The organism is Streptomyces sp. NPDC018031 (assembly GCF_044327625.1).
Lineage (GTDB): Bacteria > Actinomycetota > Actinomycetes > Streptomycetales > Streptomycetaceae > Streptomyces.
On the sequence record NZ_JBIRFT010000002.1, the window covers coordinates 144,869 to 171,287 of the forward strand.

At 72.9% G+C, this 26,419-nt stretch carries 23 protein-coding genes and 1 pseudogene; 21 read left to right on the forward strand and 3 right to left on the reverse strand.

What is annotated here, in order from left to right; genetic code table 11:
- The first annotated feature begins 212 nt into the window (after nucleotides 1–212).
- The 8 genes from ACH4B3_RS06980 to ACH4B3_RS07015 all read left to right on the forward strand — a co-directional run bounded on the left by ACH4B3_RS06980 (nucleotide 213) and on the right by ACH4B3_RS07015 (nucleotide 9,555).
- Complete coding sequence (locus tag ACH4B3_RS06980; protein ID WP_398461714.1) at nucleotides 213–1,604, forward strand: ATP-binding protein; 1,392 nt, start codon at nucleotides 213–215, stop codon at nucleotides 1,602–1,604.
- Entirely contained in the window at nucleotides 1,601–2,029 is a 429-nt protein-coding gene (locus ACH4B3_RS06985) for a roadblock/LC7 domain-containing protein (RefSeq protein ID WP_398461715.1), read from the forward strand. The genes ACH4B3_RS06980 and ACH4B3_RS06985 overlap by 4 nt, the downstream gene beginning before the upstream one ends.
- Nucleotides 2,026–2,385, forward strand: coding sequence for a DUF742 domain-containing protein (locus ACH4B3_RS06990; RefSeq protein WP_398461716.1), 360 nt, complete (start codon nucleotides 2,026–2,028; stop codon nucleotides 2,383–2,385). Before ACH4B3_RS06985 ends, ACH4B3_RS06990 begins: the two co-directional genes overlap by 4 nt.
- Nucleotides 2,363–2,965: a GTP-binding protein gene (locus ACH4B3_RS06995; protein ID WP_398461717.1), complete on the forward strand. Its 603-nt coding sequence runs from the start codon at nucleotides 2,363–2,365 to the stop codon at nucleotides 2,963–2,965. Before ACH4B3_RS06990 ends, ACH4B3_RS06995 begins: the two co-directional genes overlap by 23 nt.
- Nucleotides 2,962–4,446 carry a cytochrome P450 gene (locus ACH4B3_RS07000; RefSeq protein ID WP_398461718.1) on the forward strand — a complete coding sequence of 495 codons (1,485 nt, stop codon included), beginning with the start codon at nucleotides 2,962–2,964 and terminating at the stop codon, nucleotides 4,444–4,446. Before ACH4B3_RS06995 ends, ACH4B3_RS07000 begins: the two co-directional genes overlap by 4 nt.
- Nucleotides 4,410–5,561: a cytochrome P450 gene (locus ACH4B3_RS07005; protein WP_398461719.1), complete on the forward strand. Its 1,152-nt coding sequence runs from the start codon at nucleotides 4,410–4,412 to the stop codon at nucleotides 5,559–5,561. The genes ACH4B3_RS07000 and ACH4B3_RS07005 overlap by 37 nt, the downstream gene beginning before the upstream one ends.
- Before the next feature lie 109 nt (nucleotides 5,562–5,670).
- The gene (locus ACH4B3_RS07010; protein ID WP_398461720.1) at nucleotides 5,671–7,734 is read left to right on the forward strand and encodes an APC family permease; all 2,064 of its coding nucleotides are present in this window, start codon (nucleotides 5,671–5,673) and stop codon (nucleotides 7,732–7,734) included.
- A gap of 495 nt (nucleotides 7,735–8,229) precedes the next feature.
- Complete coding sequence (locus tag ACH4B3_RS07015; protein WP_398461721.1) at nucleotides 8,230–9,555, forward strand: class I SAM-dependent RNA methyltransferase; 1,326 nt, start codon at nucleotides 8,230–8,232, stop codon at nucleotides 9,553–9,555.
- A 65-nt stretch (nucleotides 9,556–9,620) separates the two neighbouring features.
- Here ACH4B3_RS07015 and ACH4B3_RS07020 read toward each other — a convergent pair whose 3' ends face one another.
- Complete coding sequence (locus ACH4B3_RS07020; protein ID WP_398461722.1) at nucleotides 9,621–10,598, reverse strand: Eco29kI family restriction endonuclease; 978 nt, start codon at nucleotides 10,596–10,598, stop codon at nucleotides 9,621–9,623.
- Between the two features lie 114 nt (nucleotides 10,599–10,712).
- Here ACH4B3_RS07020 and ACH4B3_RS07025 point away from each other — a divergent pair, with 114 nt between their 5' ends.
- The 3 genes from ACH4B3_RS07025 (at nucleotide 10,713) to ACH4B3_RS07035 (ending at nucleotide 12,219) form a co-directional block, all read left to right on the forward strand.
- On the forward strand, nucleotides 10,713–10,913 hold the full coding sequence (locus tag ACH4B3_RS07025; RefSeq protein WP_398461723.1) for a hypothetical protein: 201 nt from the start codon (nucleotides 10,713–10,715) through the stop codon (nucleotides 10,911–10,913).
- A 104-nt stretch (nucleotides 10,914–11,017) separates the two neighbouring features.
- On the forward strand, nucleotides 11,018–11,719 hold the full coding sequence (locus ACH4B3_RS07030) for an HNH endonuclease family protein (protein WP_398461724.1): 702 nt from the start codon (nucleotides 11,018–11,020) through the stop codon (nucleotides 11,717–11,719).
- Nucleotides 11,720–11,856: 137 nt separating this feature from the next.
- Complete coding sequence (locus ACH4B3_RS07035) at nucleotides 11,857–12,219, forward strand: DUF4180 domain-containing protein (RefSeq protein WP_398461725.1); 363 nt, start codon at nucleotides 11,857–11,859, stop codon at nucleotides 12,217–12,219.
- Between the two features lie 243 nt (nucleotides 12,220–12,462).
- On the opposite strand, the gene ACH4B3_RS07040 is transcribed toward ACH4B3_RS07035, so the two are convergent.
- Entirely contained in the window at nucleotides 12,463–13,005 is a 543-nt protein-coding gene (locus ACH4B3_RS07040) for a DUF402 domain-containing protein (protein WP_398461726.1), read from the reverse strand.
- A 293-nt stretch (nucleotides 13,006–13,298) separates the two neighbouring features.
- On the opposite strand from ACH4B3_RS07040, the gene ACH4B3_RS07045 reads away from it, so the two are divergent.
- The 8 genes and pseudogenes from ACH4B3_RS07045 to ACH4B3_RS07080 all read left to right on the forward strand — a co-directional run bounded on the left by ACH4B3_RS07045 (nucleotide 13,299) and on the right by ACH4B3_RS07080 (nucleotide 22,867).
- Nucleotides 13,299–13,700, forward strand: coding sequence for a cell division protein SepF (locus ACH4B3_RS07045; protein ID WP_398461727.1), 402 nt, complete (start codon nucleotides 13,299–13,301; stop codon nucleotides 13,698–13,700).
- An 80-nt stretch (nucleotides 13,701–13,780) separates the two neighbouring features.
- Nucleotides 13,781–14,857, forward strand: a pseudogene (locus ACH4B3_RS07050) (ATP-binding protein); the annotation flags it as partial.
- A gap of 347 nt (nucleotides 14,858–15,204) precedes the next feature.
- Entirely contained in the window at nucleotides 15,205–15,588 is a 384-nt protein-coding gene (locus ACH4B3_RS07055) for a nucleotide pyrophosphohydrolase (RefSeq protein ID WP_398461728.1), read from the forward strand.
- A gap of 132 nt (nucleotides 15,589–15,720) precedes the next feature.
- Nucleotides 15,721–16,194 carry a DUF6099 family protein gene (locus tag ACH4B3_RS07060; RefSeq protein WP_398461729.1) on the forward strand — a complete coding sequence of 158 codons (474 nt, stop codon included), beginning with the start codon at nucleotides 15,721–15,723 and terminating at the stop codon, nucleotides 16,192–16,194.
- Between the two features lie 250 nt (nucleotides 16,195–16,444).
- Nucleotides 16,445–17,368: an LLM class F420-dependent oxidoreductase gene (locus tag ACH4B3_RS07065; protein WP_398461730.1), complete on the forward strand. Its 924-nt coding sequence runs from the start codon at nucleotides 16,445–16,447 to the stop codon at nucleotides 17,366–17,368.
- 255 nt (nucleotides 17,369–17,623) lie between these two features.
- The gene (gene mmuM, locus ACH4B3_RS07070; protein ID WP_398461731.1) at nucleotides 17,624–18,613 is read left to right on the forward strand and encodes a homocysteine S-methyltransferase; all 990 of its coding nucleotides are present in this window, start codon (nucleotides 17,624–17,626) and stop codon (nucleotides 18,611–18,613) included.
- A 34-nt stretch (nucleotides 18,614–18,647) separates the two neighbouring features.
- A complete protein-coding gene (locus ACH4B3_RS07075) occupies nucleotides 18,648–20,252 on the forward strand; it encodes a 3' terminal RNA ribose 2'-O-methyltransferase Hen1 (protein WP_398461732.1) in 1,605 nt (534 codons plus the stop codon).
- Complete coding sequence (locus tag ACH4B3_RS07080; protein ID WP_398461733.1) at nucleotides 20,249–22,867, forward strand: polynucleotide kinase-phosphatase; 2,619 nt, start codon at nucleotides 20,249–20,251, stop codon at nucleotides 22,865–22,867. Before ACH4B3_RS07075 ends, ACH4B3_RS07080 begins: the two co-directional genes overlap by 4 nt.
- Before the next feature lie 86 nt (nucleotides 22,868–22,953).
- Here ACH4B3_RS07080 and ACH4B3_RS07085 read toward each other — a convergent pair whose 3' ends face one another.
- Nucleotides 22,954–24,462 carry an FAD-dependent monooxygenase gene (locus ACH4B3_RS07085; RefSeq protein WP_398461734.1) on the reverse strand — a complete coding sequence of 503 codons (1,509 nt, stop codon included), beginning with the start codon at nucleotides 24,460–24,462 and terminating at the stop codon, nucleotides 22,954–22,956.
- A gap of 106 nt (nucleotides 24,463–24,568) precedes the next feature.
- On the opposite strand from ACH4B3_RS07085, the gene ACH4B3_RS07090 reads away from it, so the two are divergent.
- Together ACH4B3_RS07090 and ACH4B3_RS07095 are read left to right on the forward strand one after the other, a co-directional pair.
- On the forward strand, nucleotides 24,569–25,219 hold the full coding sequence (locus ACH4B3_RS07090; protein ID WP_398461735.1) for a TetR family transcriptional regulator: 651 nt from the start codon (nucleotides 24,569–24,571) through the stop codon (nucleotides 25,217–25,219).
- A gap of 148 nt (nucleotides 25,220–25,367) precedes the next feature.
- On the forward strand, nucleotides 25,368–26,054 hold the full coding sequence (locus ACH4B3_RS07095; protein ID WP_398461736.1) for a Crp/Fnr family transcriptional regulator: 687 nt from the start codon (nucleotides 25,368–25,370) through the stop codon (nucleotides 26,052–26,054).
- The last annotated feature ends 365 nt before the right edge of the window (nucleotides 26,055–26,419 follow it).

Here is a 26,419-nt window from a genome sequence, read left to right on the forward strand (position 1 = left end):
GGCGACCGCAAACCCGCAGGTCGGGCGGGTCGGTTGGGCGACCGCGCCGGTCCGGTCGCGAGCCGGGGTGCACGGGCGGTCGCGGGGCGCGTCAATTGCCGCACTCATTCGCAAATTGTGACGGCGAACGGACACTTGGTCACCGTCGTGGCTAGGATGATCGCGCTATTCCGCTTCTGGACTTCTGTAAGCCCCCCGTCCATGAGGAACCGATGACAGATCACATATCGGAGGTGTTGGTCTGGTGCCTGGCCGCGGTCGTAGCCGTCGTCCTGGTCCTGCTGCTCCGTCAGCACCGGATCACCACCGCCGTGCGCAAGCGCAACACCGCTCTGGAAGGCAGTCTCCGCTCACGTGACGAGGAGCTCCGGCACCTCGTCGCGGTCCGCCTCCCGGCCGTGACGGACGCCTCCGGCGGCCCGGCGCCGCTCCCCGGACTCCTCGACGAACGACTCGCCGGGACGGCCTACGCGGCAAGCCTGCGGTCCGTGTCGGACCTGTTCCAGCAGGCCGTGGAGAAGGCCCAGGCCAAGGCCGACGTGTCGGCGAAGGCCGCACTGAAGGCGTCGATGCGGGCCCTCCAGGGCCTCGCCCACGAACAGCAGCTGTCGATCTCCGAGATGCAGGACCGGCACGACAACCCCGACGTGCTCCGCGACCTGTTGGAGATCGACCACGCCAACTCCCAGTTCGGCCGCCGTGCCCAGGCCATCGCCGTGCTGTGCGGATCGTGGCCCGGCCGCCAGCGCGCCGCCTCCTCCCTCACCGACGTGGTGCGCGGCGCCAAGTCCCGGATCCGCGACTACCGTCGCATCCAGGTCCACTCCCAGGCAGACATCGCTGTCATCAGCCGCGGTGTGGAGCCGGTGGTGCTCGCGGTGGCCGAACTGCTCGACAACGCCGCCCGCCACTCCCAGCCCAACACCACCGTGGAGGTCAGCCTCCAGCCGGTCCACAACGGTGCCTGTGTGGTCATCGACGACGCCGGCGTCGGCATGGACGGCCAGGAGGTGCAGCGCGCCCAGGCGTGGCTGTCCGGACAGCGGCCGGTCGACGTCGCCCGCCTCGGCGACCCGCCCCAGTTCGGCTTCCCCGTCATCGGCGTGCTCGCCGCCCGCTACGGGTTCAGCGTCTCGGTGGACACCCGGTCTCCCTACGGCGGTGTGCGGGCGGTCCTCTTCCTGCCCAGCGCGCTCCTCACCCATCTGGAACCGGACGGAGCGCACACCATGCCCGCCCCCGCGACCCCGGCCGCCCAGCCCCAGCCCCAGCCCACCCCGGCCCACCGCGCGACGGCGCCCGAGCCCCGCACCCCGCTGGGCCACCCGCAGCCCGGCGACGACGTGCCGCGCGTCTATCCCTCGACGCCCGGCGGGCTGCCCAAGCGCCGCCGCCGGCAGCCCGCGGCCCAGCCGGTGGACGACTGGCCGACGGCCGAGGCCCAGCCGGCGCCCGCGGAGTCCGACACCGGTTCACACGCCGTCCGCTCGGCGGAGGAGACCGCCCGGCGCATGGGCGCCTTTGCCCGCGGCACCCGGTCCGGCCGTGCGGGGAACCGGGACGACACCGCTCCTCACCACGAAGAAGGGAACCGCCAGGCATGAACGACCACATGAACAACGAGTTGGGCTGGATGCTCGACGAGGTCGTGAAGATGCCGGAGGCGCGGCACGCGATCCTGCTCTCCGCGGACGGCATGCTCCGTGCCCACTCCGAGGGCATCGACCGGGACGAAGCCGAACGCCAGGCCGCCGCGCTCTCCGGCCTGCAGTCCATCAGCCGCAGCACCGCCGAGTTCTGCGGCCGCGAGGAGACCCCCTGGCAGCAGACGCTGGTCGAGTTCGCGAACGGCTACGTCTTCCTCATCGCCGCGGGCCCCGGCGCCTACCTCGCGGTGTCCGCCACCGCCGAGGTGGACATGGAGGCGGTCTCCTACCGGATGCAGAAGCTGGTCGACCGGCTCGGCAAGGAGCTGACCAGCCCGCCCCGGCAGGGCTCCACCTGGCAGGGGATCGGCAGCCCGGCATGACCCCGGCGCGGCGCGAGGAACGAGGGCTGGTGCGGCCGTACGTCGTGACCGACGGCCGTGCCCACCCGTCCCGTAACACGTTCGACCTGGTGACGCTGGTGATGGCGTACGGCGACCGGCCGCTGTCCGGACTCAGCCCCGAGAAGCGCAAGCTGATGGAACTGTGCCTGGGCGGCGCGCTCTCGGTCGCCGAGGTCGCCAGCCATCTGCGGTTGCCGGTCAGCGTCACCAAGGTCCTGCTCAGCGACCTCGTGGACAGCGGCCACATCACCACCCGGTCCCCCATCCCCTCGGCCCAGCTGCCCGAGGCCCAGCTCCTGCAGGAGGTGCTCGATGGACTCCGCGCTCGTCTCTGACAACGGCGTCTATCTGCGACAGACCGTCCGGACAGCGGTGAAGCTGCTGGTCGTAGGGCACTTCGCGGTCGGCAAGACGACCTTCGTCGGCTCCCTGTCGGAGATCAAGCCGCTGCGCACCGAGGAGACCATGACGCAGGCCGGGGCGCTCGTCGACGACCTGGCCGGCATCAAGGACAAGACGACCACCACCGTCGCCATGGACTTCGGCCGGCTCACGCTCAGCGACTCGCTGGTCCTCTACCTGTTCGGGGCGCCCGGACAGCAGCGCTTCACCCGGCTGTGGCAGGACATGACCCGCGGCGCGCTCGGGGCCCTGGTCCTCGCCGACACCCGCCGCCTGGAGCAGTCCTTCGACGTCATGGGCCTGCTCGAGGAGCACGGCCTGCCGTACGCGGTCGCCGTCAACCACTTCGACGGGGCGCCGGTGCACTCCGAGGCGGAGATCCGCGAGGCGCTCGACCTCCTCCCCGAGACCCCGCTGGTGACCTGCGACGCCCGCGACCGCATCTCCTCCACCCAGGCACTGATCTCCCTCGTCCAGTACCTGCACACCCGCACCACCCAGGAGCACGTGTGACCTCCCCCTACGACGCCGGAGCCGTGCCGCCGCCCGGGTGCCCCGCGCACGCCGGCGGCACCGGCCACGCCACCGCCGGCGTGCCGCTGTACGGCCCGGACTTCGCCGCCGACCCCCAGGCGGTGTACCGCAGGCTGCGGCAGTACGGGCCGACGGCCCCCGTCGAACTCGCCCCCGGCGTGCAGGCCACGCTGGTCACCGGGTACGCCGCCGCGCTCGAAGTGCTGCGCAGCCCGGAGAAGTTCGCCAAGGACGCCCGGCGCTGGAAGGCCCTGGCCGACGGCCGGGTCGCCCCGGACAACCCGGTGGTGCCGATGATGCACTACCGTCCCAACTGCCTGTTCAACGACGGCGAGGCGCACGCCCGGCTGCGCCAGCCGGTCACCGACAGCCTGGACCGGGTGGACCCCAACGCCCTGCGCGGCTACGTCGAGCACAGTGCCGACACCCTCATCGACCGGTTCGCCCCCACCGGCGAGGCGGACCTGCTCGGCGACTACGCCAAGGTCCTGCCGCTGATGGTCTTCCAGCAGCTCTTCGGCTGCCCGCCGGCGCTGGGCGAGCGGCTGGTCGAGGGCATGTCGGGCATCTTCGACGGGGTCGACGCGGAGCGGGCCAACGCCCTGCTCACCGAGACCGGCCTGGAGCTGATCGCGCTCAAGCGCCGCCGCCCCGGGGCCGACATCACCTCCTGGATGCTGGCGCACCCGGTGCAGCTCACCGACGAGGAGATGCTCCACCAGATCGTCGTCCTGATGGGCGCGGGCACCGAACCGCAGAAGAACCTGATCACCAACGCGCTGCGGCTGCTGCTGGCCGACGACCGCTTCGCCGGTGACCTCTCCGGCGGCAGCCTGCCGGTCGAGGACGCCCTCGACGAGGTGCTGTGGCTGGACCCGCCGATGGCCAACTACGCCGTCCACTACCCCATCCACGACCTGGACTTCGGGGGCGTACGGCTGCGCGAGGGCGAGCCGGTGGTGGTCAGTTTCGCCGCCGCCAACAACGACCCGGCCCTGGTCTCCGACCACCGGGCCGGAAACCGCGCCCACCTCGCCTGGAGCGCCGGCCCGCACACCTGCCCCAGCAAGGACGCGGCCCGGCTGATCGCCGCGGTCGCCGTCGAGAAGGTGCTGGACCGCATCCCCGACATGGAGCTCGCCGTCCCGGCCGACCGGCTGGAGTGGCGGCCCGGTCCCTTCCACCGAGCGCTCGCCGCGCTGCCCGTGCGCTTCCCCCCGGTGCCCCTCACCGTTTCGACGCCGCTGCCGACGCCGGCGCCGGCACCCGAGGCCGTACCCGCGCGTGCCCACATCGACGACACCCATGGAGACAGCGAATGGAACGCCAGTCCAGCCAGCCAGGCACTGTTGTCATCGACCCCACAGGCAGCGACATCCACGCCGAGGGCGACCGCATCCGCGCGCACGGGCCGGCGGCGCGTGTGGAGCTCCCTGGCGGCGTGGTGGCGTGGGCGGTAAGCCGCCCGTCACTGCTGAAGGAACTCCTCACCGACCCGCGCGTCTCCAAGGACCCGCGGCAGCACTGGCCCGCCTGGATCAACGGTGAGATCTCACCGGAGTGGCCGCTGTTCACCTGGGTCGCGGTGCAGAACATGTTCACCGCGTACGGCACCGACCACAGGCGGCTGCGCACCCTGGTCGCCAAGGCGTTCACCAACCGCCGCACCGCCGCCCTGCGGCCGCGGATCGAGGAGATGACCGCCGAACTCCTCGACCACCTCGCCGCCGCCGGCTCCGGCGGCGAGCCGGTGGACCTGCGGGAGGGGTACGCGTACCCGATCCCGATCCAGGTCATCTGCGAGCTGTTCGGCATCGACGACGAGCCCACCCGGTTGCGGCTGCGCAAGTGCGTCGACAGCATCTTCCACACCTCCGCCGACCCCGAGGAGGTCACCGCCACCTACGGCGAGGTGTACGCCATCCTCGGCGAGCTGGTCGCCCGCAAGCGGCAGACCCCCGGCGACGACCTCACCAGCGGGCTGATCGCCGCCCGGGACGAGGACGGCGACTCCCGGCTCACCGAGCAGGAACTGGTCGACACCCTGCTGCTGCTGATCAGCGCCGGCCACGAGACCACCGTCAACCTGCTCGACAACGCCATCCACGCCCTGCTCACCCACCCCGAGCAGCTGGAGCACGTCCGGTCGGGCCGGGCGAGCTGGGACGATGTGATCGACGAGACACTGCGGGTGCAGGCCCCGGTGGCGAACCTGCCGCTGCGCTACGCGGTCGAGGACATCGAACTGGACGGCGGCCCGGTGCTGCGCAAGGGCGACGCCATCGTCGCCGCCTACGCGGCCGCCGGACGCGACCCGGAGCTGCACGGCCCCGACGCCCACACCTTCGACGTCACCCGCAAGCTCAAGGACCACCTGGCCTTCGGCCACGGGGTGCACTTCTGCCTCGGCGCGCCGCTGGCCAGGCTGGAGGCGGCGATCGCCCTCCCGGCGCTCTTCGAACGGTTCCCCGACCTGACGCTCGCCGCCGGTCCGGAGGGCCTGGCCCCGGTGGACTCCTTCATCTCCAACGGACACCGGTCCCTCCCGGCCCGGCTCGGACGGCCCTCGGCCTGATCCGCGTCCCGCCGCCCGGCGGCCCGGACCGCCGCCGCCCGCCCCGCCCGCCGCCCGCACCGGGTGGCGGGTGGGCGGCCACCCGGGGCAGCCCTTACGATGCTCTGTTGTGTCCAAACTGACCGACATCCCGAAACGGATCCTGATCGGCCGGGCGCTGCGCAGCGACAAGCTGGGGGAGACCCTGCTGCCCAAGCGCATCGCCCTCCCGGTCTTCGCGTCCGACCCGCTGTCCTCCGTGGCGTACGCACCCGGTGAGGTGCTGCTCGTCCTGTCCGTGGCGGGAGTGTCGGCCTACCACTACAGTCCGTGGATCGCCGTCGCGGTCGTCGTCCTGATGTTCACCGTGGTGGCGTCCTACCGGCAGAACGTCCACGCCTACCCCAGCGGCGGCGGCGACTACGAGGTGGCCACCACCAACCTCGGCCCCAAGGCGGGCCTCACCGTCGCCAGCGCCCTGCTCGTCGACTACGTGCTCACCGTGGCGGTGTCGATCTCCTCCGGTGTGGAGAACCTCGGCTCGGCGATCCCGTTCGTGGTCGAGAACAAGACCCTGTGCGCGGTCCTCATCATCGTGCTGCTGACCCTGATGAACCTGCGCGGCGTGAAGGAGTCCGGGAAGCTCTTCGCGATCCCCACGTACGTCTTCGTCGTCGGGGTCTTCCTCATGATCGCCTGGGGCGCCTACCGGGGGCTGATCGCCGGGGACGACATGCGGGCCCCCACCGCGGACTTCGAGATCCACGCCGAGAAGACCGGACTGGCCGGCCTCGCCCTGGTGTTCCTGCTGCTGCGGGCCTTCTCCTCCGGTTGTGCCGCGCTCACCGGCGTGGAAGCGATCAGCAACGGGGTGCCGGCGTTCCGCAAGCCCAAGAGCAGGAACGCCGCCACCACGCTGGCGCTGATGGGCGCCCTCGCCGTCACCATGTTCTGCGGGATCATCGGGCTGGCCATGGCCACCGACGTGAAGATGGCCGAGAACCCCGAGCACGACCTGCTGAAGGACGGCACCCCGGTCGGCGGCGACTACACCCAGGACCCGGTGATCTCGCAGGTCGCGGCCGCCGTGTTCGGCGACGGCACGTTCCTCTTCGTGCTGCTCGCGGCGGCCACCGCGCTGGTCCTCTTCCTGGCCGCCAACACCGCCTACAACGGGTTCCCGCTGCTCGGCTCGATCCTCGCCCAGGACCGCTACCTGCCGCGCCAGCTGCACACCCGCGGCGACCGGCTCGCCTTCTCCAACGGCATCGTGCTGCTGGCCGGCGCGGCCGCGATACTCGTCTACATCTACGGCGCGGACTCCACCAAGCTGATCCAGCTCTACATCGTCGGGGTGTTCGTCTCCTTCACCCTCAGCCAGACCGGAATGGTCCGGCACTGGAACCGGCACCTGGCCACCGAGCGGGACCCGGCCAAGCGCCGCCACATGATCCGCTCCCGCGCGATCAACACCTTCGGCGCCTTCTTCACCGGCCTGGTGCTGGTCGTGGTGCTGCTGACCAAGTTCACCCACGGGGCGTGGGTGGCGCTGCTCGGCATGGTCATCTTCTACGTCACGATGACCGCGATCCGCCGCCACTACGACGGCGTCGCCGAGGAGCTGTCGGTCGCCGACGAGGAGGACGACGACACCATGCGCCCCTCCCGGGTGCACGCCATCGTCCTGGTCTCCAAGATCCACAAGCCGACGCTGCGCGCGCTCGCCTACGCCAAGCTCATGCGCTCCCACAAGCTGGAGGCGCTGAGCATCAGCGTCGACCCGGCCGAGACCAAGGCGCTGCAGAACGAGTGGCAGGAACACGGGATCGACGTCCCGCTGAAGATCCTCGACTCGCCCTACCGCGAGATCACCCGGCCGATCATGGACTACGTGAAGAGCCTGCGCCGGGAGAGCCCCCGGGACGTGGTCAGCGTCTACATCCCGGAGTACGTCGTCGGCCACTGGTACGAGCACCTGCTGCACAACCAGAGCGCGCTGCGGCTCAAGGGACGGCTGCTCTTCACCCCCGGGGTGATGGTGACCTCGGTGCCCTGGCAGCTGGACTCCTCCGAGGCGGCCAAACGGCGGGCCCGCAAGCGCGCCGACTGGAACGCCCCGGGCTCGGTGCGCCGCGGCCCGGTGACCCCGCCCAAGCGCGAGAAGACGGGCAGCAAGCCGCCCTCCGGCAGCTGACCCCGGACCGCCGCTCCCCGCCCGCACGGCCGGGGAGCGGCACGGGGCGGCGGCCGCCGGCGCCACACCCCACGGCGGCCGCCCTCCACCGCCCGGGCCGGGGACCGCCCCACCGAGCCCACCCCCGGCAGCGCTGGCACGCCCCCACCGCGCCGTGCTCCTGCCGCCTGGCCGGAGCGCGCCCTGCCCCACCGCGCCCGCTCCCGGCAGCGCTACACGGACGCCCCCACCGCACCGTGCTCCCGCCGCCCGGCCGGAGTGCGTCCCACCGAGCCCACTGCGACGCCCCCACCACTCCGCCGGCCGCCCGGGCCGGGCCCCGGCCCACCGAGCCCGCTCCCGCCACCGCTGCGACACCCGCACCGCACCGCGCCGGAGCCCCGCCCCGCCGCGCGGCACGGACCGGCTCCCGCGGGACGTAGACTGAACGGCTGTCGTCCCGCACCGAGCGGGACGGCGCCCGCCGCCGCACCCCACCCCCAGGAGCCCTCCGCCATGCACGACGAGACCCCGGAATCGCTGGTAGGCGAGGAGCACGAGGTCGAGGTGGGCCCGGTCGCACACGGCGGCCACTGCATCGCCCGCACCGCCGAGGGCCGGGTGCTCTTCGTCCGGCACACCCTCCCCGGGGAGCGCGTGGTGGCGAAGGTCACCGAGGGCGACAGCGGCTCCCGCTACCTGCGCGCCGACGCCGTCGAGATCCTGGAGCCCGCCAAGGACCGGGTCGAGGCGCCCTGTCCGTTCTCCGGGCCCGGCCGGTGCGGAGGCTGCGACTGGCAGCACGTCTCGCCCGGCGGCCAGCGCCGGCTGAAGGGCGCGGTCCTCACCGAGCAGCTCGCCCGGCTCGCCGGCCTGACCCCCGAGGACGTGGGCTGGGACGGCACCGTGGAACCCGCGCCGGGCGACAAGGTCGCCAAGGGAGAGGTGCCCGCGTGGCGGACCCGGGTCCAGTACGCCGTGGACGAGCAGGGCCGGGCCGGGCTGCGCAAGCACCGCTCCCACGACGTCATGCCGGTCGACCGCTGCCTGATCGCCGCGCCCGGAGTGACCGAGCTGGGCGTCGAGCGGCGCGACTGGCCGCAGATCGCCACCGTCGAGGCGATCGCCGCCACCGGTTCGAACGACCGGCAGGTACTGCTGACCCCGGAGCCCGGCGGGCGGCTTCCGCTGGTCGAACTCGACCAGCCCGTCTCGGTGCTGCGGGCCGACGACACCGGCGGCGTGCACCGGGTGCACGGCCGCCCCTTCGTCCGGGAACGGGCCATCGACCGCACCTGGCGGGTCGGCGCCGGAGGGTTCTGGCAGGTCCACCACAAGGCCCCGGGGCTGCTGGTCGAAGCGGTGATGCAGGGCCTGATGCCGCGCAAGGGCGAGATGGCCCTCGACCTGTACTGCGGCGTCGGCCTCTTCGCCGGAGCCCTGGCCGAACGCGTCGGCGAGACCGGCGCCGTGCTCGGCATCGAGACGGCCAAGCGCGCCGTCGAGGACGCCCGGCACAACCTCCAGGACCTGGACCGGGTCCGCATCGAACAGGGCAAGGTCGAGCAGGTCCTGCCGCGCACCGGCATCACCGAGGCCGACCTGGTCGTCCTCGACCCGCCCCGGGCCGGCGCCGGCCGCCAGACCGTCCGCCGGGTGGCCTCCCTCGGCCCCCGCCGCATCGCCTACGTCGCCTGCGACCCGGCCGCCCTCGCCCGCGACCTGAAGTACTTCACCGAAGAGGGCTACCGGGTCCGCCGCCTGCGCGCCTTCGACCTCTTCCCGATGACCCACCACATGGAGTGCGTGGCGATCCTGGAGCCGGTGAAGAAGGAACGCTGAGCCGCGGGTTCGCGGGTGTGCCCGAAGGGCAGGGGCACGCCCGGCGACCCTTGACGCCGAGCCGGTCAGGGGGCTTCTTCGGGCCCTGTGACGTACCCCTGCGAAGCCGCCCTGACCTCCGGTCGTTCAGGGCGGCGCCGCGACCCGTGGATCGCCAGATGCCGGCGGGCGCGCTCGCTCAACTCCGCCGTGTTCTGGGGGGTGTCCGTGACCCGGCTCCTCAGGGCGCCCTGGTGGACGACGTGCCAGGGAGGCACGCGGTCTCGTCTGCTCCCGCCGGCGTGCACGCCGAATCCCGTCAGGACGACATTCCAGACCGGCAGGAAGTCGCTGATGGTCAGCTGCTCGGCTCCCGCGATGAACAGGTCGTCGGTGAGCAGGTACCGGACACGGAAGTCCTCCGGGGCGAGGTCGGCGCAGCGTTCGAGTGTGCGGCGGTGCACGGTGAGACGTTGCCACAGCGGGTTGTTCCGGCGGTCGACGACGCCCCTGCCGTAGCGATCCCCGCCGTACTCGGACCTGCTGACGTACACCGGGGTCTCGCAGCTGGTCTGCGACACCGGCCGGTAGAGCTCGTGCGGTCCCACGTAGTAGAGCGCGTAGACGCCGACTCCGTCGAACCCGCGCAGGCCCGTCAGGGGAACCGGTTCGACGGTCCGGAGAGCGGATGCCACGCTGCGGACGAGGTTCTCGCGGCGTAGCGGGTTGAAGTGCCTCTCCGGCGGCTCGGTGGCGTCCGCCGTGAGGAGCCAGTCAGGTCCGCTCGGTGCCGGGAGGTCGGCGGGATCCGCGAGCCGGTTCTGGAACCGTGCCTTCTCCCTCAGCGTGAGCAGGGGACCCGGGTCGGCTCCGCAGGCCTGGGCGATCCTCATCACCGTGCGCTGCGAGGGGACGGGTCTGCCGCGCTTGGCGTTGACGGCCGCGCTGACGGTGTTCGTGGACAGTGCCGACTTCTTCGCCGCCCGGGCGATCCCGAGGTCGGCCAGTGTGAGCGCCTGCGCCAAGGCTCCCGCGAGCTCTTCCAGGTGATCCCGCTCCGCCATCAGTCGCCCTCCCTCCGGCGCACACACAAGATCACACGACAGTACACAGGTTGCTTGATCTTGGGTGGTGGCGGTGTCGACGATGGCGGTACCCCACCGACCGGAAGGATCCCCGTGGCCGCAGGTTCTCCTGAGCTCACGCTCGCCCTCCTGCTCACCATCGCCGTGCTGCTGGCGCTGCTCGCCGGCACCGCCGCGGCCTGGCTGGGCAGCTTGGACGGGGCGACGCGACCGGCTGCCGTGCTCCGGGGAGGCGCCGCCTTCGCCGCCACCCTGACCGTCTGCGCCGCCTTCCTCTCGGTCCTCTGGCGATAGCCGGGGAACTCCCCCGGGGGGCACCGGCGGCGGCGCGCCACCGACCGGGTGAGATGTGCCCGCCCCGACATCCGGTCCGATATGACGTTTACATGATCAATGGCATGAGGAAGAGGTGGCGCGGCGGGCGGAACCGGCGCGCCGTGGCCGCCGTCGCCGCTCTGGGCGCGACCGTCGCCCTGGTCCCGGCGTCGGCGTCCGCCGCCGCGCCGACCGCCCACCGGCCCGTGGCCCGGGTGGCGGCCGTCCCGCTGCAGATGCCGGAGCCGCCGCCGGTCGGCACCGCTCGCGCGGAGCTCCGGGAGCTGGAGGTCGCGGCCCCGCGTTCGATGGACGGCTACAGCCGTGCCAAGTTCCCGCACTGGGTGCAGCACGGCGAGCAGTGCGACACCCGCGAGGTCGTCCTCGAACGCGACGGTACGGACGTCGTCCGGGACTCCATGTGCCGCGCGGTGTCCGGGAACTGGGAGAGTCCGTACGACGGCCGTACCCTCACCGCCGCCGCGCAGGTGGACATCGACCACATGGTGCCGCTGGCCAACGCCTGGCGTTCCGGGGCGGACCAGTGGACCACGGCGCAGCGCAGGGAGTTCGCCAACGACCTGGTGAACTCGCAGCTCATCGCGGTCTCGGCGGCCTCCAACCGCAGCAAGGCCGACCAGAGTCCGGACCAGTGGCAGCCGCCGAACGTCACCTACTGGTGCACCTACAGCCGCGCCTGGGTGGACGTCAAGCACCACTACAAGCTGACCATCACCGAGCCGGAGCGGTCCACCCTCACCACGATGCTGGACAGCTGCGACTGAAGGCCGGCCGGCCGCTGACCACCGCCCGGTGCGGCCGACGGCTCCGGGCGGTGTCCCGCGGGAGCGCCCGGCGCACGGGGCACCGCCCGGACAAATGGCGTCGACCGCCATCGGCCTCCGGAACTACTCTCGACCCCATGACCACCCTGCAGACGATCCATGACGTGCCCGTCCTGATGTGCGCCGCCGAGGGCGAGACCATCGGGAGTGAACGCGACGCCCTGGATCTCATCGGCGATGCCGGCTACCAGGGTGCCCAGTGGGTCGTCCTCCCGGCCGAGCGGCTCGGCGAGGAGTTCTTCCGGCTGCGTACCCGGGTCGCCGGGGACATCATCCAGAAGTTCGTCAACTACCGCATGGGACTCATCGTGCTCGGCGACATCTCCGTGCACACGGAGGCCAGTTCGGCGCTGCGGGACTTCGTCCGGGAGTGCAACCGCGGACGGCAGACCTGGTTCCTCGCCGACGCGGAGGAGTTGCGGGAGCGCCTGAAGGGGTAGCGCTCCGGCCGTCCGGGCCGGCCGGCTTGAGGGAGCCGGCCGCCCGCCGTGTCAGGGGCCGGGCCGGAGCCCGCCGGCCCCGGCGCCTGTGGCGCATCCGCTCGTGCTGTCCGGCAGCGCGGGCGGGGATCCGCGCGGCGGTGTCCGCCGGGCCGGCTGATCACCGGGCGGCCGCGGCGACCGAGGGAAGGGGGCCATTCGCCCGCGAGCGGTCTTCTTCCCTCCGGTCGCCGCGGCCCGGGGTCAGTTACCGCTGGCGGCCGGGGAAGCCGTCAGCGTCAGCAGCGCGTCGAAACCGCCGTCCCGGGCGAGGGCTTCCAGCTCCTCCAGCGCCCGTACCGCCTGCTCGGCGGCGTCGGGGTCGCGCTCCGCCAGCCCGCTCTCCGCGAACTCGTCCTCGTCCAGGCGGAGCACGGCGCTGCCGTCCGCCGACCGCCACAGGTCCAGGTCCAGGTCCTCGACGACCAGCCCTTCCGGCTCCACCGCGGTGGGCCGGGTGATGTCGCAGTACCAGCCCTTGAGGGTGCCGTCGCCGCTCCGGACCTCCTTGACCGCGTACCAGCGGTCCCGCCAGTAGTGTTCGGTGAACACGTCGCCGTCCTCGAACCGCACGAAGCCGAAGTCGCGGGTGGCGGCACCGGCCCAGGGGGCGCGGACCACCACGTGGTTTCCGTCGTCGGACACCACCACCGCCGGGTAACGGACGTCGGGACGCGGGTGCTTGACCAACCTGACCGTCACCTCGTCGCCCGCCGAGGCCACTGCCGTACCGCCCGTGCCGCTCATGAGGAAAGACCCGCTCCCTGCCGTGGTCGCGCGCCCTTCGGCGGCGTGACCTGGTGCCTGTGATGACTGTTGACTGCTGCGGTGGTGTACGTGTCCGCTGTGATGCGTGATGTCGATGGTGTGCGACCGGCATCGCGACGTGGACACCCGAGCCCTGAGCCTGCGGCACCGCGTCCGCGGCGTCCACCGGTTTTCCCGGGCGCAACGCGGTGTCGCTGTGCGGGTGAGTGGTCCGGTCATCCCTAGAATCGTGTGATGCATATATCCAGCACGCTCGCAGGCGAGGGGGTCCGGTGAGCCGCCGTGACGTGACCGACGAGCAGTGGGAGGGGCTCGCCGAAGTCGTCCCGCTGCGTGGTCGTAATGAATGGCCGTCCTGGCCCAACCACCGGGCGTTGCCCGAGGACGAGCCCGAGCACGAGGACGCCGACACCCGGCGGTTCGTCGTCATCCGCGCACAGTGCTTCGCGGACGCCCGGGAGGTCGCCGAGTACCTGTCCGCGCAGATCCCGGTGCTGCTGGACCTGACCAGCGCCGACACGGACGTGGCCAAGCGCATCCTGGACTTCTCCAGCGGCGTGGTGTTCGGGCTGAGCAGCGGGATGCACCGGGTGGACACCAACGTGTTCCTGCTGGCCCCGGTGGGTACCGAGGTCGCGGAGCCGCGGCTGTCCACCGCGGTACCCCGGTCCTAGCAAGAACCGCAGTACCCCGATCGTAGGAAGAACGCCGCGAGGGAACGGTTCGGCGGATCGCCGCCGGATACGTTCCGGCCATGAGTACATCCAGGCTGCGGCCGACGGTGACGGAACTGAGGCTGTCGGCCTACCGAACGCACGTCGGCGCCACCTTCCCGCTGGGCCCGCTGACCCTGTTCACCGGCGGCAGCGGAACCGGCAAGTCCAGTGCGCTGGAAGCGTATGCCGCACTGTCCCGATTAGCGGGCGGGGAACCCCTCGACATGGTGTTCCCGGATCCGGAGAAGTGCGTTCCGCACGGTGCCCGGCCCGACGCCCAGGGCAGGCGGGGCTTCCGGATCGGCTGCACCGTGGACGGCCCGGTCGGACCGGTACGGCTCGATGTCGCGGTCCAGGCCGAACCGGAGCTGCGGGTGGTCGGCGAGCGGATGACCGGCGCCGGGGAGACACTGCTGGAAACCGCGCTGCGCGACCCGCGCCGGCGCTCCGTCCAGGCCGCCTGGCACACCGCGGGCACGGCGCCGGTCACCCGCGCCCCGCTGCCCGACGACCGGCTGGCGACGGCGCTGCTGCCCCTCCACATCTCGGGCCGGACCGCCGGGCAGCTGCTCACCCTGGCCGCGGCGGAGCAGGTCGTCATCGCCCTCCGGGCCGTCTTCGCCTGTGATCCCCGGCCGGAGCGGATGCGGGTGCCGGCGCAGCGCGGCGAGGGTCGGTTGCGCGGCACCTGCGACAACCTCGCCCCGGTCCTGCTCCGCACCCGCACCGAGTGTGCGACCCGGCACGCCGCGCTGGTGGCGGCGGTACGGGCCGGGTGCCGGGGCCCGGTGGAGGGACTGGTGGCCGAGCAGCTGTCCGGCGGCGCGGTACGGGCCGTGGTGGAGCAGGGGGAGCTGGGCGCGATGCCGGTCGAACGGCTCGGCGACGGGGAGTTGCGCTACCTCGCGCTCGCCCTGGTGCTGATGACCGGACCGGGGGTGCTGGAGGTCGACCCGGTGGCGGACGTGCTCCCGGCGCAGCAGGCGCTGACCGTGCTGGCTGACGGGTTCGACCGCTGTATGGACCGGCGCCAGGCGCGGGAGCTGCTCGCAGTGGCGGTGCGGATGTGCGCCCGCGGCCACATCCGGCTGGTGGGGTCGGTGGGGGACGCGGCGGGGCTGGGCGTCGGACCAGGGCCGGAGGAGGGGGCGCCCGGCGGTCTCCCGGCGGCGAGGACGGAGAGCGCGGCGGCGAGGACGGAGAGCGCGCGGGCGGCACCCGGGGCGGCACCGGGGAGCGCAGCCGGTTCGGGGGCGCAAGTGGACGCCGGGGCGGCTTCCGGGGCGGGTGGGGGAGTCGCCTCCGGAGTCACTTCCGGGAAGGGGCCCGGGGGCGGACCCGGCTCCGGGGCGGGGTCCGCGTCCCGGACGGGGGCGAAGGCCTCGGCCCCGGCCGGGACGGGAGCGCGGGAAGCCACGGGTGGGAAGCCTGGGGTCGAGGTGACAGTGGTACACCTGGGGGTGTGAACGACGATGCTCATGAACCCCTGCCCGGCACGGACACCGACGTCCCCGGACTGCAGCGCCGACTCGCCGCCTTCGCCGCGGCTCGCGACTGGCAGCCCTTCCACACGCCGAAGAACCTGGCGGCGGCGCTGAGCGTCGAGGCGTCCGAGCTGGTGGAGATCTTCCAGTGGCTGACCCCGGAGGAGTCGGCGCGGGTGATGGATCATCCCGAGACGGCGCACCGGGTCGAGGACGAGGTCGCCGATGTGCTCGCGTATCTGCTGCAGTTCTGCGGTGTCCTGGGCATCGATCCGCTGGCGGCGCTCTCCGCGAAGATCGACCGCAACGAGCAGCGCTTCCCCGTGGAGGACCCCAAGATCTCGCATCGTCACTCTTCGTAGTGATCGAGTTATCCACAGCGCAACTTCTGTCAACAGATATCTGAATTCCCCTAGCTTTTCGGCCTGTTGACCATCACTCTGGGTAGTGGAAGGTTAACGGGTGCGGCGAGTCCGTCGAGAGGGGTTCGGGGCATGGACGCGATGCGGCTTATCGGTGCCAGTCGGCATGCCCTGGCGCAGGCCGGGACAGAGGAGGAAATCGTCGTCGAGGCGTGGCAGGCCCACGCCTTGGCGGAAGCCATCGGCGGACATCTGGCGCTGCACGGCCCGCCGGAGGCACGGGTCGAGGCGTGTGGCCTGTGCGAAGCGGCCGGCCGGGCCCGCGGTGCCCTTCAGTACCGGGCGGTACAGCTCCGGGGGGCGGGCGGCGGCTGTATACGGGCGGCCCAGCTGACCGAAGTGCGTGACCTGCGCCGGGCGTTACCGGCCCTCGCGGAGCTTCTCGGGGACGCCGGGATAGCCCTGGTCGGTGTCGCGTCCGGCACCGAGGAAGAGGCGCTGTACTGGAGCTGCGTGGAGTCCATGGACGCCGCCGACGAGTCCAGGGACCGGGTCCAGGGCATCCTTCGGCATGTGGAGGTCCGGGAACGCGGCGGCGCGGCCTGAGGTTCAACCGGCCGTCCCCGCGGTGCCCGCTGCGAGGGCTCGCGGGGCGCGGGTCACGGGCCGAGTCCCGGGTAACCGGGGCGCTGTGGCCGGTAGCCGGTAGCCGGTAGCCGGTAGCCGGTAGCCGGTAGCCGGTAGCCGGTAGCCGGTCTTGGCGGTCGGGCCGCCGGGGCGGCTGGCAGGCTGGCCGCCGCGCGGGCGCCGGGTGGGCCGGGCGGGCGGCGGCGGGCGAACGGTGCAGGATGGAAGCATGGATCTGCGCATCTTCACCGAGCCCCAGCAAGGGGCCGACTACGACACCCTGCTCTCCGTCGCCAAGGCCACCGAGGACCTGGGCTTCGACGCCTTCTTCCGCTCCGACCACTACCTGCACATGGGCAGCGTGGACGGGCTGCCGGGGCCGACGGACGCCTGGATCACCCTGGCCGGGCTCGCCCGGGAGACCCGGCGGATCCGGCTGGGCACCCTGATGACCGCGGGGACCTTCCGGCTGCCCGGTGTGCTGGCCATCCAGGTGGCTCAGGTCGACCGGATGTCCGGCGGGCGGGTGGAGCTGGGGCTCGGCGCCGGCTGGTTCGAGGAGGAGCACCAGGCGTACGGCATCCCGTTCCCCAAGGAGAAGTTCGCCCGGCTGGAGGAGCAGCTGGCCATCGTCACCGGGTTGTGGAAGACGCCGGTCGGCGAGCGCTTCAGCTACGCGGGTGACTTCTACCAGCTGACCGACTCGCCCGCACTGCCCAAGCCCGCGCAGCCCAAGGTGCCGGTGCTCATCGGCGGGCTCGGGGCGAACCGCACCCCCCGTCTGGCCGGGGAGTACGCGGACGAGTTCAATGCGCCGTTCGCCTCGCCGGAGGACAGCGAGGCCCAGTTCGGCCGGGTGCGCAAGGCCGCGGAGAACGCCGGTCGCAAGGGGGACGACCTGGTGTACTCCAACGCCCTGGTCGCCTGCGTCGGCAAGGACGACGCCGAGGTCGCCCGGCGGGCCGCGGCGATCGGACGGGAGGTGGACGAGCTGAAGACGAACGGTCTGGCCGGCTCGCCCGCCGAGGTCGTCGACAAGATCGGACGCTATGCGGAGGTCGGCTCCTCCCGGATCTACCTCCAGATCCTGGACCTCCACGACCTGGACCACCTGGAGCTCATCGCCTCTCAGGTCGGCTCCCAGGTCGGCTGAGACCGGACCGCGGGCCGCGGCGCGTCAGCCGCGGCCGGCGGACCGCACCCCCGCCCGGCAGCGCAGCGAGGAGCAGTCACCGTGAAGCCCGTACCGGATCCCGCCCGTTCCGGGCCGGACCCTGCCCGAGGGCCCCGGCCTGACCCCATCCGGTCGGCGGCGGACCTCGCCGGTCCGGCGCCGGATCCCGAGCCGCGGACCGGCCCGGACGCCGCCCGGTGGTCCGAGCCGGACGCCGGCGCGGGGGCGGCCCCGGTGCCACTGGCCGAGGCGCTCCGGCAGGGACCGCTCCTCCTCGACGGCGGACTGTCCAACCAACTGGAGGCGCAGGGCTGCGACCTGTCCGACGCGTTGTGGTCGGCCCGGCTGCTCGACGACGACCCGCGGCAGATCGAGGCGGCGCACTGGGCCTACGTCCGGGCGGGTGCGCAGGTCCTGATCACCGCCAGCTACCAGGCCACCTTCGAGGGGTTCGCACACCGGGGCGTGGGGCGGGAGCGGGCGGCGGAGCTGCTGCGCCGCAGTGTCGAGCTGGCGCGCCGCGCGGCGGCAGGCGCACCGCGGCCGGTCCGGGTGGCCGCCTCGGTCGGGCCGTACGGCGCGATGCTGGCGGACGGCAGCGAGTACCGGGGGAGGTACGGCATCGGAGTGGCGGAGCTGGAGCGGTTCCACCGGCCGCGGATCGACGTGCTGGCCGAGGCGGCGCCCGATGTCCTCGCGCTGGAGACGGTGCCCGACGCCGACGAGGCGGAGGCCCTGCTCCGTGCGGTGGACGGCTGCGGAGTGCCGGTGTGGCTCTCCTACAGCATCGCGGGGGAGCGCACCCGGGCCGGGCAGCCGCTCGACGCGGCGTTCGCGCCGGCGGCGGGGAACGACCAGGTGATCGCGGTGGGCGTCAACTGCTGCGACCCGCGGGACGCGGACCGGGCGGTGCGCATCGCCGCGGAGAGCACCGGCAAACCGGTGGTGGTGTACCCGAACAGCGGGGAGGTGTGGGACGCCCGGGCCCGGGGGTGGCGCGGCGAACCCACCCTGGGGCCGGCGGAGGCCACGGCCTGGCGGGACGCGGGAGCCCGGCTGATCGGGGGCTGCTGCCGGGTGGGGCCGGACCGTATCGCCGCGCTCGCCACCGTCATGGGAGCCGCCGCTGCCCCGGAAACCGGCGCCGGTACCGGACCGTCGTCCGGTACCGGACCGGACGCCGCCGGCTCCACCGACCGCCCGGATCCGGACGAAAACCGGTAGGAGCGGCACAAGGGAACACGTGATACTCGGCCACGTGTTCCTGACGATATCCACCACCGGCCCGGCCGGTCTTCCGGCAACCGACCTCGGGTACCTGCTGCACAAGCACCCTGACCGGACGCAGCGGTTCTCGACCTCCCACGGCACCGCGCACGTCTTCTACCCCGAGGCCACGGCGGAGCGCTGCACCGCCGCACTGCTGCTGGAGGTGGATCCCGTGGCCCTGGTGCGGCGTGCCCGCGGCAAGGGCTCCGCGCCCGGTGGCGCCGCTCACCAGGCGCTCGGCCAGTACGTCAACGACCGCCCCTACGCTGCCTCCTCGCTGCTGGCGGTCGCGCTCAGCACGGTGTTCTCCAGCGCGCTGAAGGGAGTGTGCAAGGCGCGCCCCGAGCTGCCGGAAACGTCCCTGCCGCTACGCGTCTCGGTCCCGGCGCTGCCCGCCCGCGGTGGCCCGGAGCTGGTCGGCCGGCTCTTCGAACCGCTGGGCTGGACGGTGACGGCACAGCCCGTCCCGCTCGACGACCACTTCCCGGAGTGGGGCGACTCGCGCTATGTGCGCCTGGTCCTCGAAGGGGAGCTGCGGCTCGCCGACGCGCTTCGCCACCTCTATGTGCTGCTGCCCGTGCTGGACGACACCAAGCACTACTGGGTCGCCCCGGACGAGGTGGACAAGCTGCTGCGGGCCGGCGAGGGATGGCTGGAGGCCCACCCCGAGCAACTGCTGATCACCAACCGTTTCCTGGCGCGACGCCGGGCGCTGACGCGTGACGCGCTGGAGCGGCTGGAACTGGCCCGGCTCGCCGAGGCGGACGACGCCCGGCCCGAGGAACTGGACAACGCCGTCGACGAGACCTCGGACACCGAGGAACGGCCGGTGCCGCTCGCGGTCCGGCGCCGCGAGGCGATCCTCACCGCGCTGCGCGAGGCGGGGGCAGCCCGAGTGCTCGATCTCGGCTGCGGACAGGGCCAGTTGGTGGGCGCGCTGCTCAAGGAGGCGCGGTTCACCGACATCGTGGGCGTCGACGTGTCGATGCGGGCGCTGCACATCGCGGCGCGCAGACTCCGCCTGGAGCGGATGCCCGAACGCCAGGCGGCCCGCGTGACCTTGCTGCAGGGCTCGCTGACCTACACCGACAAGCGGCTCACCGGCTATGACGCGGCGGTGCTCAGCGAGGTGGTCGAGCACCTCGACCCGGAGCGGCTGCCCGCGCTGGAGTACGCGGTGTTCGGCGCGGCCAGGCCCACGACCGTCCTCGTCACCACGCCCAACGTGGAGTACAACGTGCGCTGGGAGTCGCTGCCGGCCGGCCACCGGCGGCACGCCGACCACCGCTTCGAGTGGACCCGCGAGCAGTTCCGCGACTGGGCGCGCACGGTGGCGGACCGGCACGGTTACACCACCGAGTTCCGGCCCGTCGGCCCCGACGACCCCGAAGTGGGCCCGCCGACCCAGCTGGCGGTCTTCCGCCTCGCCGCCGGCACCGACCCGGGGCCCGCCGGCACCGATGACACCTCGGCAGGCACCCGCGGGACCCACCCCGCCCCGGACCGCTCCGGAACGGGCGGCACCGACCACACCGACCACACCGACCACACCGGCCACCACGGCCCGGCGACCGCGAAGGAGGCGGTGGCATGAGCGACAAGCGCGGCCTGGCCGTACCCGACCTGAGCCTGGTGGTGCTGGTGGGCACCACCGGTTCCGGCAAGTCCACCTTCGCCCGCCGACACTTCACGCCCACCCAGGTGATCTCCTCCGACTTCTGCCGCGGTCTGGTGGCGGACGACGAGAACGACCAGAGCGCCACCCCCGACGCCTTCGACGTGCTGCACTACGTCGCGGGCAAGCGGCTGGCGGCCGGCCGGCTGACCGTGGTGGACGCCACCAACGTCCAGCCCGAGGCGCGACGCGCGCTGATCCGGCTCGCCCGGGAGCACGACGTGCTGCCGGTGGCCATCGTGCTCGACACCCCCGAGAGCGTGTGCGCGCGGCGGAACTCCGAGCGCCCGGACCGGGCCGGGATACCCGCCCATGTCATCCCGCGGCAGCGCCGCGAGCTGCGCCGTTCCCTGAAGCACCTGGAGCGTGAGGGCTTCCGCACGGTGCACGTGCTGCGTGGTGAGGCGGAGATCGAGTCCGCGGAGATCGTGCTGCAGCGCCGATACAACGACCTGCGGCACCTCAGCGGGCCGTTCGACATCATCGGCGACATCCACGGTTGCCGGTCCGAGCTGGAGAGCCTGCTGTCCGCCCTGGGGTACGTCCTGGAGCGCGACCCGCTCGGCCGACCGGTCGACGCCCGGCACCCCGAGGGCCGCACCGCGGTGTTCGTCGGCGACCTCGTCGACCGCGGGCCGGACAGTCCCGGCGTACTGCGGCTGGTGATGGGCATGGTCGCCTCGGGCGCGGCGCTGTGCGTACCGGGCAACCACGAGAACAAGCTGGGCCGGCACCTCAAGGGCCGCAAGGTGCAGCACACCCACGGCCTCGCGGAGACCGTCGCGCAGTTCGCCGAGGAGGACGCCACCGACCCGGACTTCCGCCGCCGGGCGCAGGAGTTCATCGAGTCGCTGGTGAGCCACTACGTGCTGGACGGTGGGGCACTGGTGGTCTGCCACGCCGGTCTGCCCGAGAAGTACCACGGCCGTACCTCCGGCCGGGTGCGCTCGCACGCCCTCTACGGGGACACCACCGGGGAGACCGACGAGTTCGGCCTTCCGGTCCGCTACCCCTGGGCGGAGGAGTACCGGGGCCGCGCCGCCGTGGTCTACGGCCACACCCCGACCCCGACCGCTTCGTGGCTCAACAACACCATCTGCCTGGACACCGGCTGTGTGTTCGGCGGCAAGCTCACCGCACTGCGGTGGCCGGAGCGCGCATTGGTGGACGTTCCCGCCGAGCGCGTCTGGTACGAGCCGGCCAGGCCGCTGCGGGCCGAGGCACCGGGTGGCGCGGACGGCCGGCCGCTGGACCTCGCGGACGTGGCGGGGCGACGGGTGGTGGAGACCCGGCACATGGGCCGGATCGCGGTGAAGGAGGAGAACGCCGCCGCCGCGCTGGAGGTGATGAGCCGCTTCGCCGTCGACCCGCGGCTGCTCGCCTATCTCCCGCCGACCATGGCGCCGTGCGCCACGGCCGGGGCCGGCACCACCGGAGGGGCGGCGGACGGCGGATACCTGGAGCACCCCGCGGAGGCTTTCGCCGCCTACCGTGCGGACGGTGTGCGCCAGGTGGTCTGCGAGGAGAAGCACATGGGGTCCCGGGCGGTGGCGCTGGTCTGCCGGGACGCCTCGGTGGTCCGCGAGCGGTTCGGTGTCGCCGGCCCTGGGCCGGAGGTCACCGGGGCCCTGCACACGCGCACCGGCCGTCCGTTCTTCGACGATCCCGCCGTCACCGAGCGGGTGCTGGCCCGCGTCCGCGACGCGGTCACCCGCGCCGGACTGTGGGAGGAGCTGGCCACCGACTGGATACTTCTCGACGCGGAGCTGATGCCCTGGTCGCTCAAGGCGTCCGGGTTGCTGCGGAAGCAGTACGCGGCCGTCGGCGCCGCCTCCGGCGCCGTCTTCCCCGAGGCGCTCGCCGCCCTGGAGGCGGCGGCCGCCCGGGGCGCCGAGGGCATCGACGGACCCGACGGGCTGCTGGGCCGGCAGCGCGACCGGTCGGCGCAGGCGGCTGCGTTCACCGCGGCGTACCGACGCTACTGCTGGCCGGTCGAGGACCTGGACGGGGTGCGCTTCGCGCCTTTCCAACTGCTCGCCGCCCAGGGGCGGAACCTGGCCACGGTGCCACACGACGAGCAGCTGGTCTGGCTGGACCGGCTGGTCGAGCACGACGGCAGCGGGCTGCTGCGTCACACCGGCCGGCTGTACGTGGACACCGAGGACGAGGCCTCCGTCGCGGCGGGCGTCCGCTGGTGGCTGGAGCTGACCGAGGCCGGCGGTGAGGGAATGGTGGTCAAGCCGGTGGGGTCCTTCGTCCGCCAGGCGAACGGCCGACTGGTCCAGCCCGGCATCAAGTGCCGGGGCCGGGAGTACCTGCGCATCATCTACGGCCCCGAGTACACCCGGCCGGACAACCTGGCGCGGCTGCGGGTGCGCCACCTGGGCCACAAGCGTTCCCTCGCGCTGCGGGAGTACGCGCTGGGTCTGGAGGCGCTGGACCGGCTCGCGGACGGGGAGCCGCTGTGGAGGGTGCACGAGGCGGTGTTCGCGGTGCTCGCCCTGGAGTCGGAGCCGGTCGACCCCAGGCTCTAGGTTCGGTCTCCGTGACTGCTCCGGTGGCCCGCCGCGGCCGGCCACCGGAGCAGTGGCGGCCCGCCGCGGCCGCCCGGTCTCGCGGGTCAGCGGCGGAGGCCGTCGAGGTAGGTGTGTACCGGGGCCGGGTCGTCGCCGGGAGTGATCAGGGCTATGTGATTGTCGGGACGGATCAGCACCAGGGCGTCTCCCGTGATGCCGTATGCGTCCCGGGCCGCCGAGCCGCTGCCGCCCCCGGCCGCGGGGCCGGTGTCCACGGTGTGGACGCTGACCAGGTCGCCGTAGGCAGCGGCCGTTCCGCGCAGCGCGGCCGGGGTCCCCGTGCCGAACCCGAGGATGGTGAAGCGTCCTCCTGCCATCAGCGTGAAGAGGCGTGACGGGCCGCCGTCGGCTTCGGCGCACTCCGCGTCGGGCGCCCGGTCGCCGGGCCGGAGCTTCCCGGTCCCGTCGCCGGTGGCCAGGGAGCTCCAGTGGTAGCTGGTACCGATGGGTGCGGAAAGGGTCGTCTCGGTGCCGTTGCCCGGTTCCTTGATGGCTTCCAGTACATGGCGGAGCCGGTCGGTGGTGATCTCCAGGGTCAGCGCCGCGATCGGCAGCCGTTCCTCCTCGTAGCTGTCCAGCAGGGCGGTTCCGGCTCGTCCGGTCAGTGCGAGAGCGAGCTTCCAGCCCAGGTTGAACGCGTCCTGGATGCCGGTGTTCATGCCGAGGCCGCCGGCGATGGGGTGGACGTGCGCGGCGTCCCCGGCCAGGAAGACGCGGCCGGACCGCAGCCGCTGGGCGAGACGGACGTTGACCCGCCAGGTCGACAGCCAGCTCGGATCGTGCAGCGTGACGCCGGGCATCCGGGCATGCAGGTCGAACAGCCGCTGGAAGCTCTCCAGCGAGGGCGGCAGCGGTTCGCCCCGCTCGTCCCGCTCCAGGGAGGCCTGGAGCTGGAAGACGTCCGTGTCCGGTATCGGGCAGAGCATGACCGCGTCGCCGTCCGCGGTGAACCACTGGTGCCAGCACTCCCGGCCGAGGCCCGCCGCCCGTACGTCCCCGCACACCATCGACTGCTCCGGTTCGGTGCTGCCTTCGAAGGGGATGCCGAGCATCGTGCGGACGCCGCTGTGCCCGCCGTCGCAGCCGACCAGGTAGGCTGACCGGATCGCACGGCCGTCGGCGAGGGTGGCGGTCACGCCTTCCTCGTCCTGGGTGAGCGCGGTGAGTTCGGCGTCGTACTCGACTGTGGTGCCCAGACCGGCGAGCCGGTCGCGCAGGATGTCCTCGATCTGCCACTGCCCCATGAACACCGCGCTGTCGTACGGAGAACCGGTGAGGGGCCCCGGGCCGGCGAACGGGTCGGTGTCGCTCACGTGCGCCCCGTCGAAGTACTTGCGGAACACCAGATGTGGGGTGCCGATGGCAAGCACCGGCCCGGCCACGCCCAGGTCCTCGAACACCTCCAAACTGCGCGGGTGGAGCGTCTTGCCGCGCGATTCGCGGTGCGGTGCGGCGCGCCGGTCGATGATCCGCACGGCCACTCCGCGGCGAGCGAGGTCGCAGGCGAGGGTGAGCCCGGTCGGTCCGGAACCCACGATCAGTACGTCGGTCATCGAAGTCCTCTCGTCGTCGGTGTGATCCCAGGAAACCCCTCGACGGCGAAAAATGCAACCGGGTAATGAAATTAACTCGGTCACGAAACTGTGCTACGGTGGTCGCATGACGGATGAACGGACCCCGGGGCTGCGGGAGAGCAAGAAGCTGCGCACGCACCGCCATCTCGCGGCCACGGCACTGGAGCTGTTCCTGCAGCGGGGCTTCGACCAGGTGTCGGTGGCCGACGTCGCCGCGGCGGCGGAGGTCTCCAAGCCCACGCTCTTCCGGTACTTCCCCAGCAAGGAAGACCTGATCCTGTACCGCTTCGCCGACCATCAGGACGAGGCTGCCCGTCTCGTCCGCGCCCGCCCCGACGGGTGCACCCCGGTGCGAGCCCTGCACGAGCACTTCCTCGTCGCGCTGCGGGAGCGCGACCCGATCACCGGGCTGAGCGACCTGCCGGACGTGGTGGCCTTCCAGCGGCTGCTGTACTCGACCTCCAGCCTGGAGACGAGGCTCGCGCACTACACCGCCCGGGAGGTCGAGTTGCTCGCCGGTGCGCTCGAGGCGGAGGCGCACCCGCCGCTGGCCGCCCGGTTGGCCGCCCACCACCTGATATCGGTCCGGCAGGCACTCGGCCGGGAGAACTGGCAGCGGATCGCCTCCGGCCGCAGCGCCGACGAGGCCTACCCGGAAGCCGTGGCCGACGCCGACCTCGCCTTCGGCATGCTCGCCACCGGTCTGGACGCCGCCCTGCCGGAGCCGGCGCGCTGACCGGCCACTGACCGGTGGCGGCTCCCGGCGGCCGGGGGCTAACTCCGATCGGTGGCAGGGACGTTGACGTTGTCCGATGTCCTCTCTAGCGTGCTGTGGCCCGGTGCGGCGCGCGACAGCGCCGGAGCCAGGGCGGGAAGAGGGGCGGATGAGTCTCATCGAGGACGGCAAACCCTTTCTCGCCTCGCTCACCGCGGAGGACCGGCGGGTGCTGCTCGACAGAGGGCGTCCCAGGGCGTACGGCGCCGGTGACGTGATCATGAGGGAGGGTGATCCCACCTCCTTCGTGGTGGCGATCCTCAACGGCTGGACCACCGTCTCGGTCGGCACCGAGCGGGGGGTGCGGCTCATCCTCGCGCTGCGCGGGGCGGGCGAGGTGGTGGGGGACCAGGCGGCCGTCGACCACCGGCCCCGCAGCGCCACCATCACCGCACTCGGCCCGGTGCGGGGGGTGGTGGTGCCGGGTGACCGGTTCCGCGCCTACCTCACGGCCCGCCCCGCGGCCATGCTGCAGATCACCCGTCAGTTCAGCGCGCGGCTGCGCAGTTCGGACGGCGAGCGCCGTTCACTCGCCTCCGAGCGGGTGCTCCAACGGCTTGCCGCGCGCCTGGTGGAACTCGCCGAGCACACCGGGTGGTCGGGTCCCGAGGGCATCACCGTCGATCTGCCGCTACCCCAGCACGACATCGCGGCCGCGGTCGGATCGACCCGCGAAGCGGTGGCCAAGGCGCTGCGGCTCCTCCGGGACCAGGAGGTGGTCAGCACCGGGGCGCGCCGGTTCGTGGTCCGGGACATCGCCCTGCTTCGGCTGCTGGCCCAGGGGCGGGACAGCTGACCGCCGGCGCCGTCGCTCGCGTCGCGTCCGTCGCTCGCGTCGGTTCTGCACCGGGCCCGTCGCTCCTGTCGGTTCGTCAAGCCGTCGGGTCGTCAAGGCGTCGGGCCGGTGGACCGATCGCCCTGGTCGCCCCTGGACGCCCCTGGGCGATCCGGGCGACAGACGGTGAGGCGTCGCCGTCGCTGAGGGCCCGCGTGCCGGCGAGAGGCATGCGCCGGTCAGTGGGCCTCTCCGGCCGCTGCCTCCCGCGCGGCAGCCGCGCCGGGCGGGGCCGCCGGGCCGGGTGGGGCCGCCGTCTGGCAAGTGCCGCCCGGCGGGTACGGGGCGCCCCCGGGCGGGGTACGGGGCCGTCCGTTCGGGCGCCG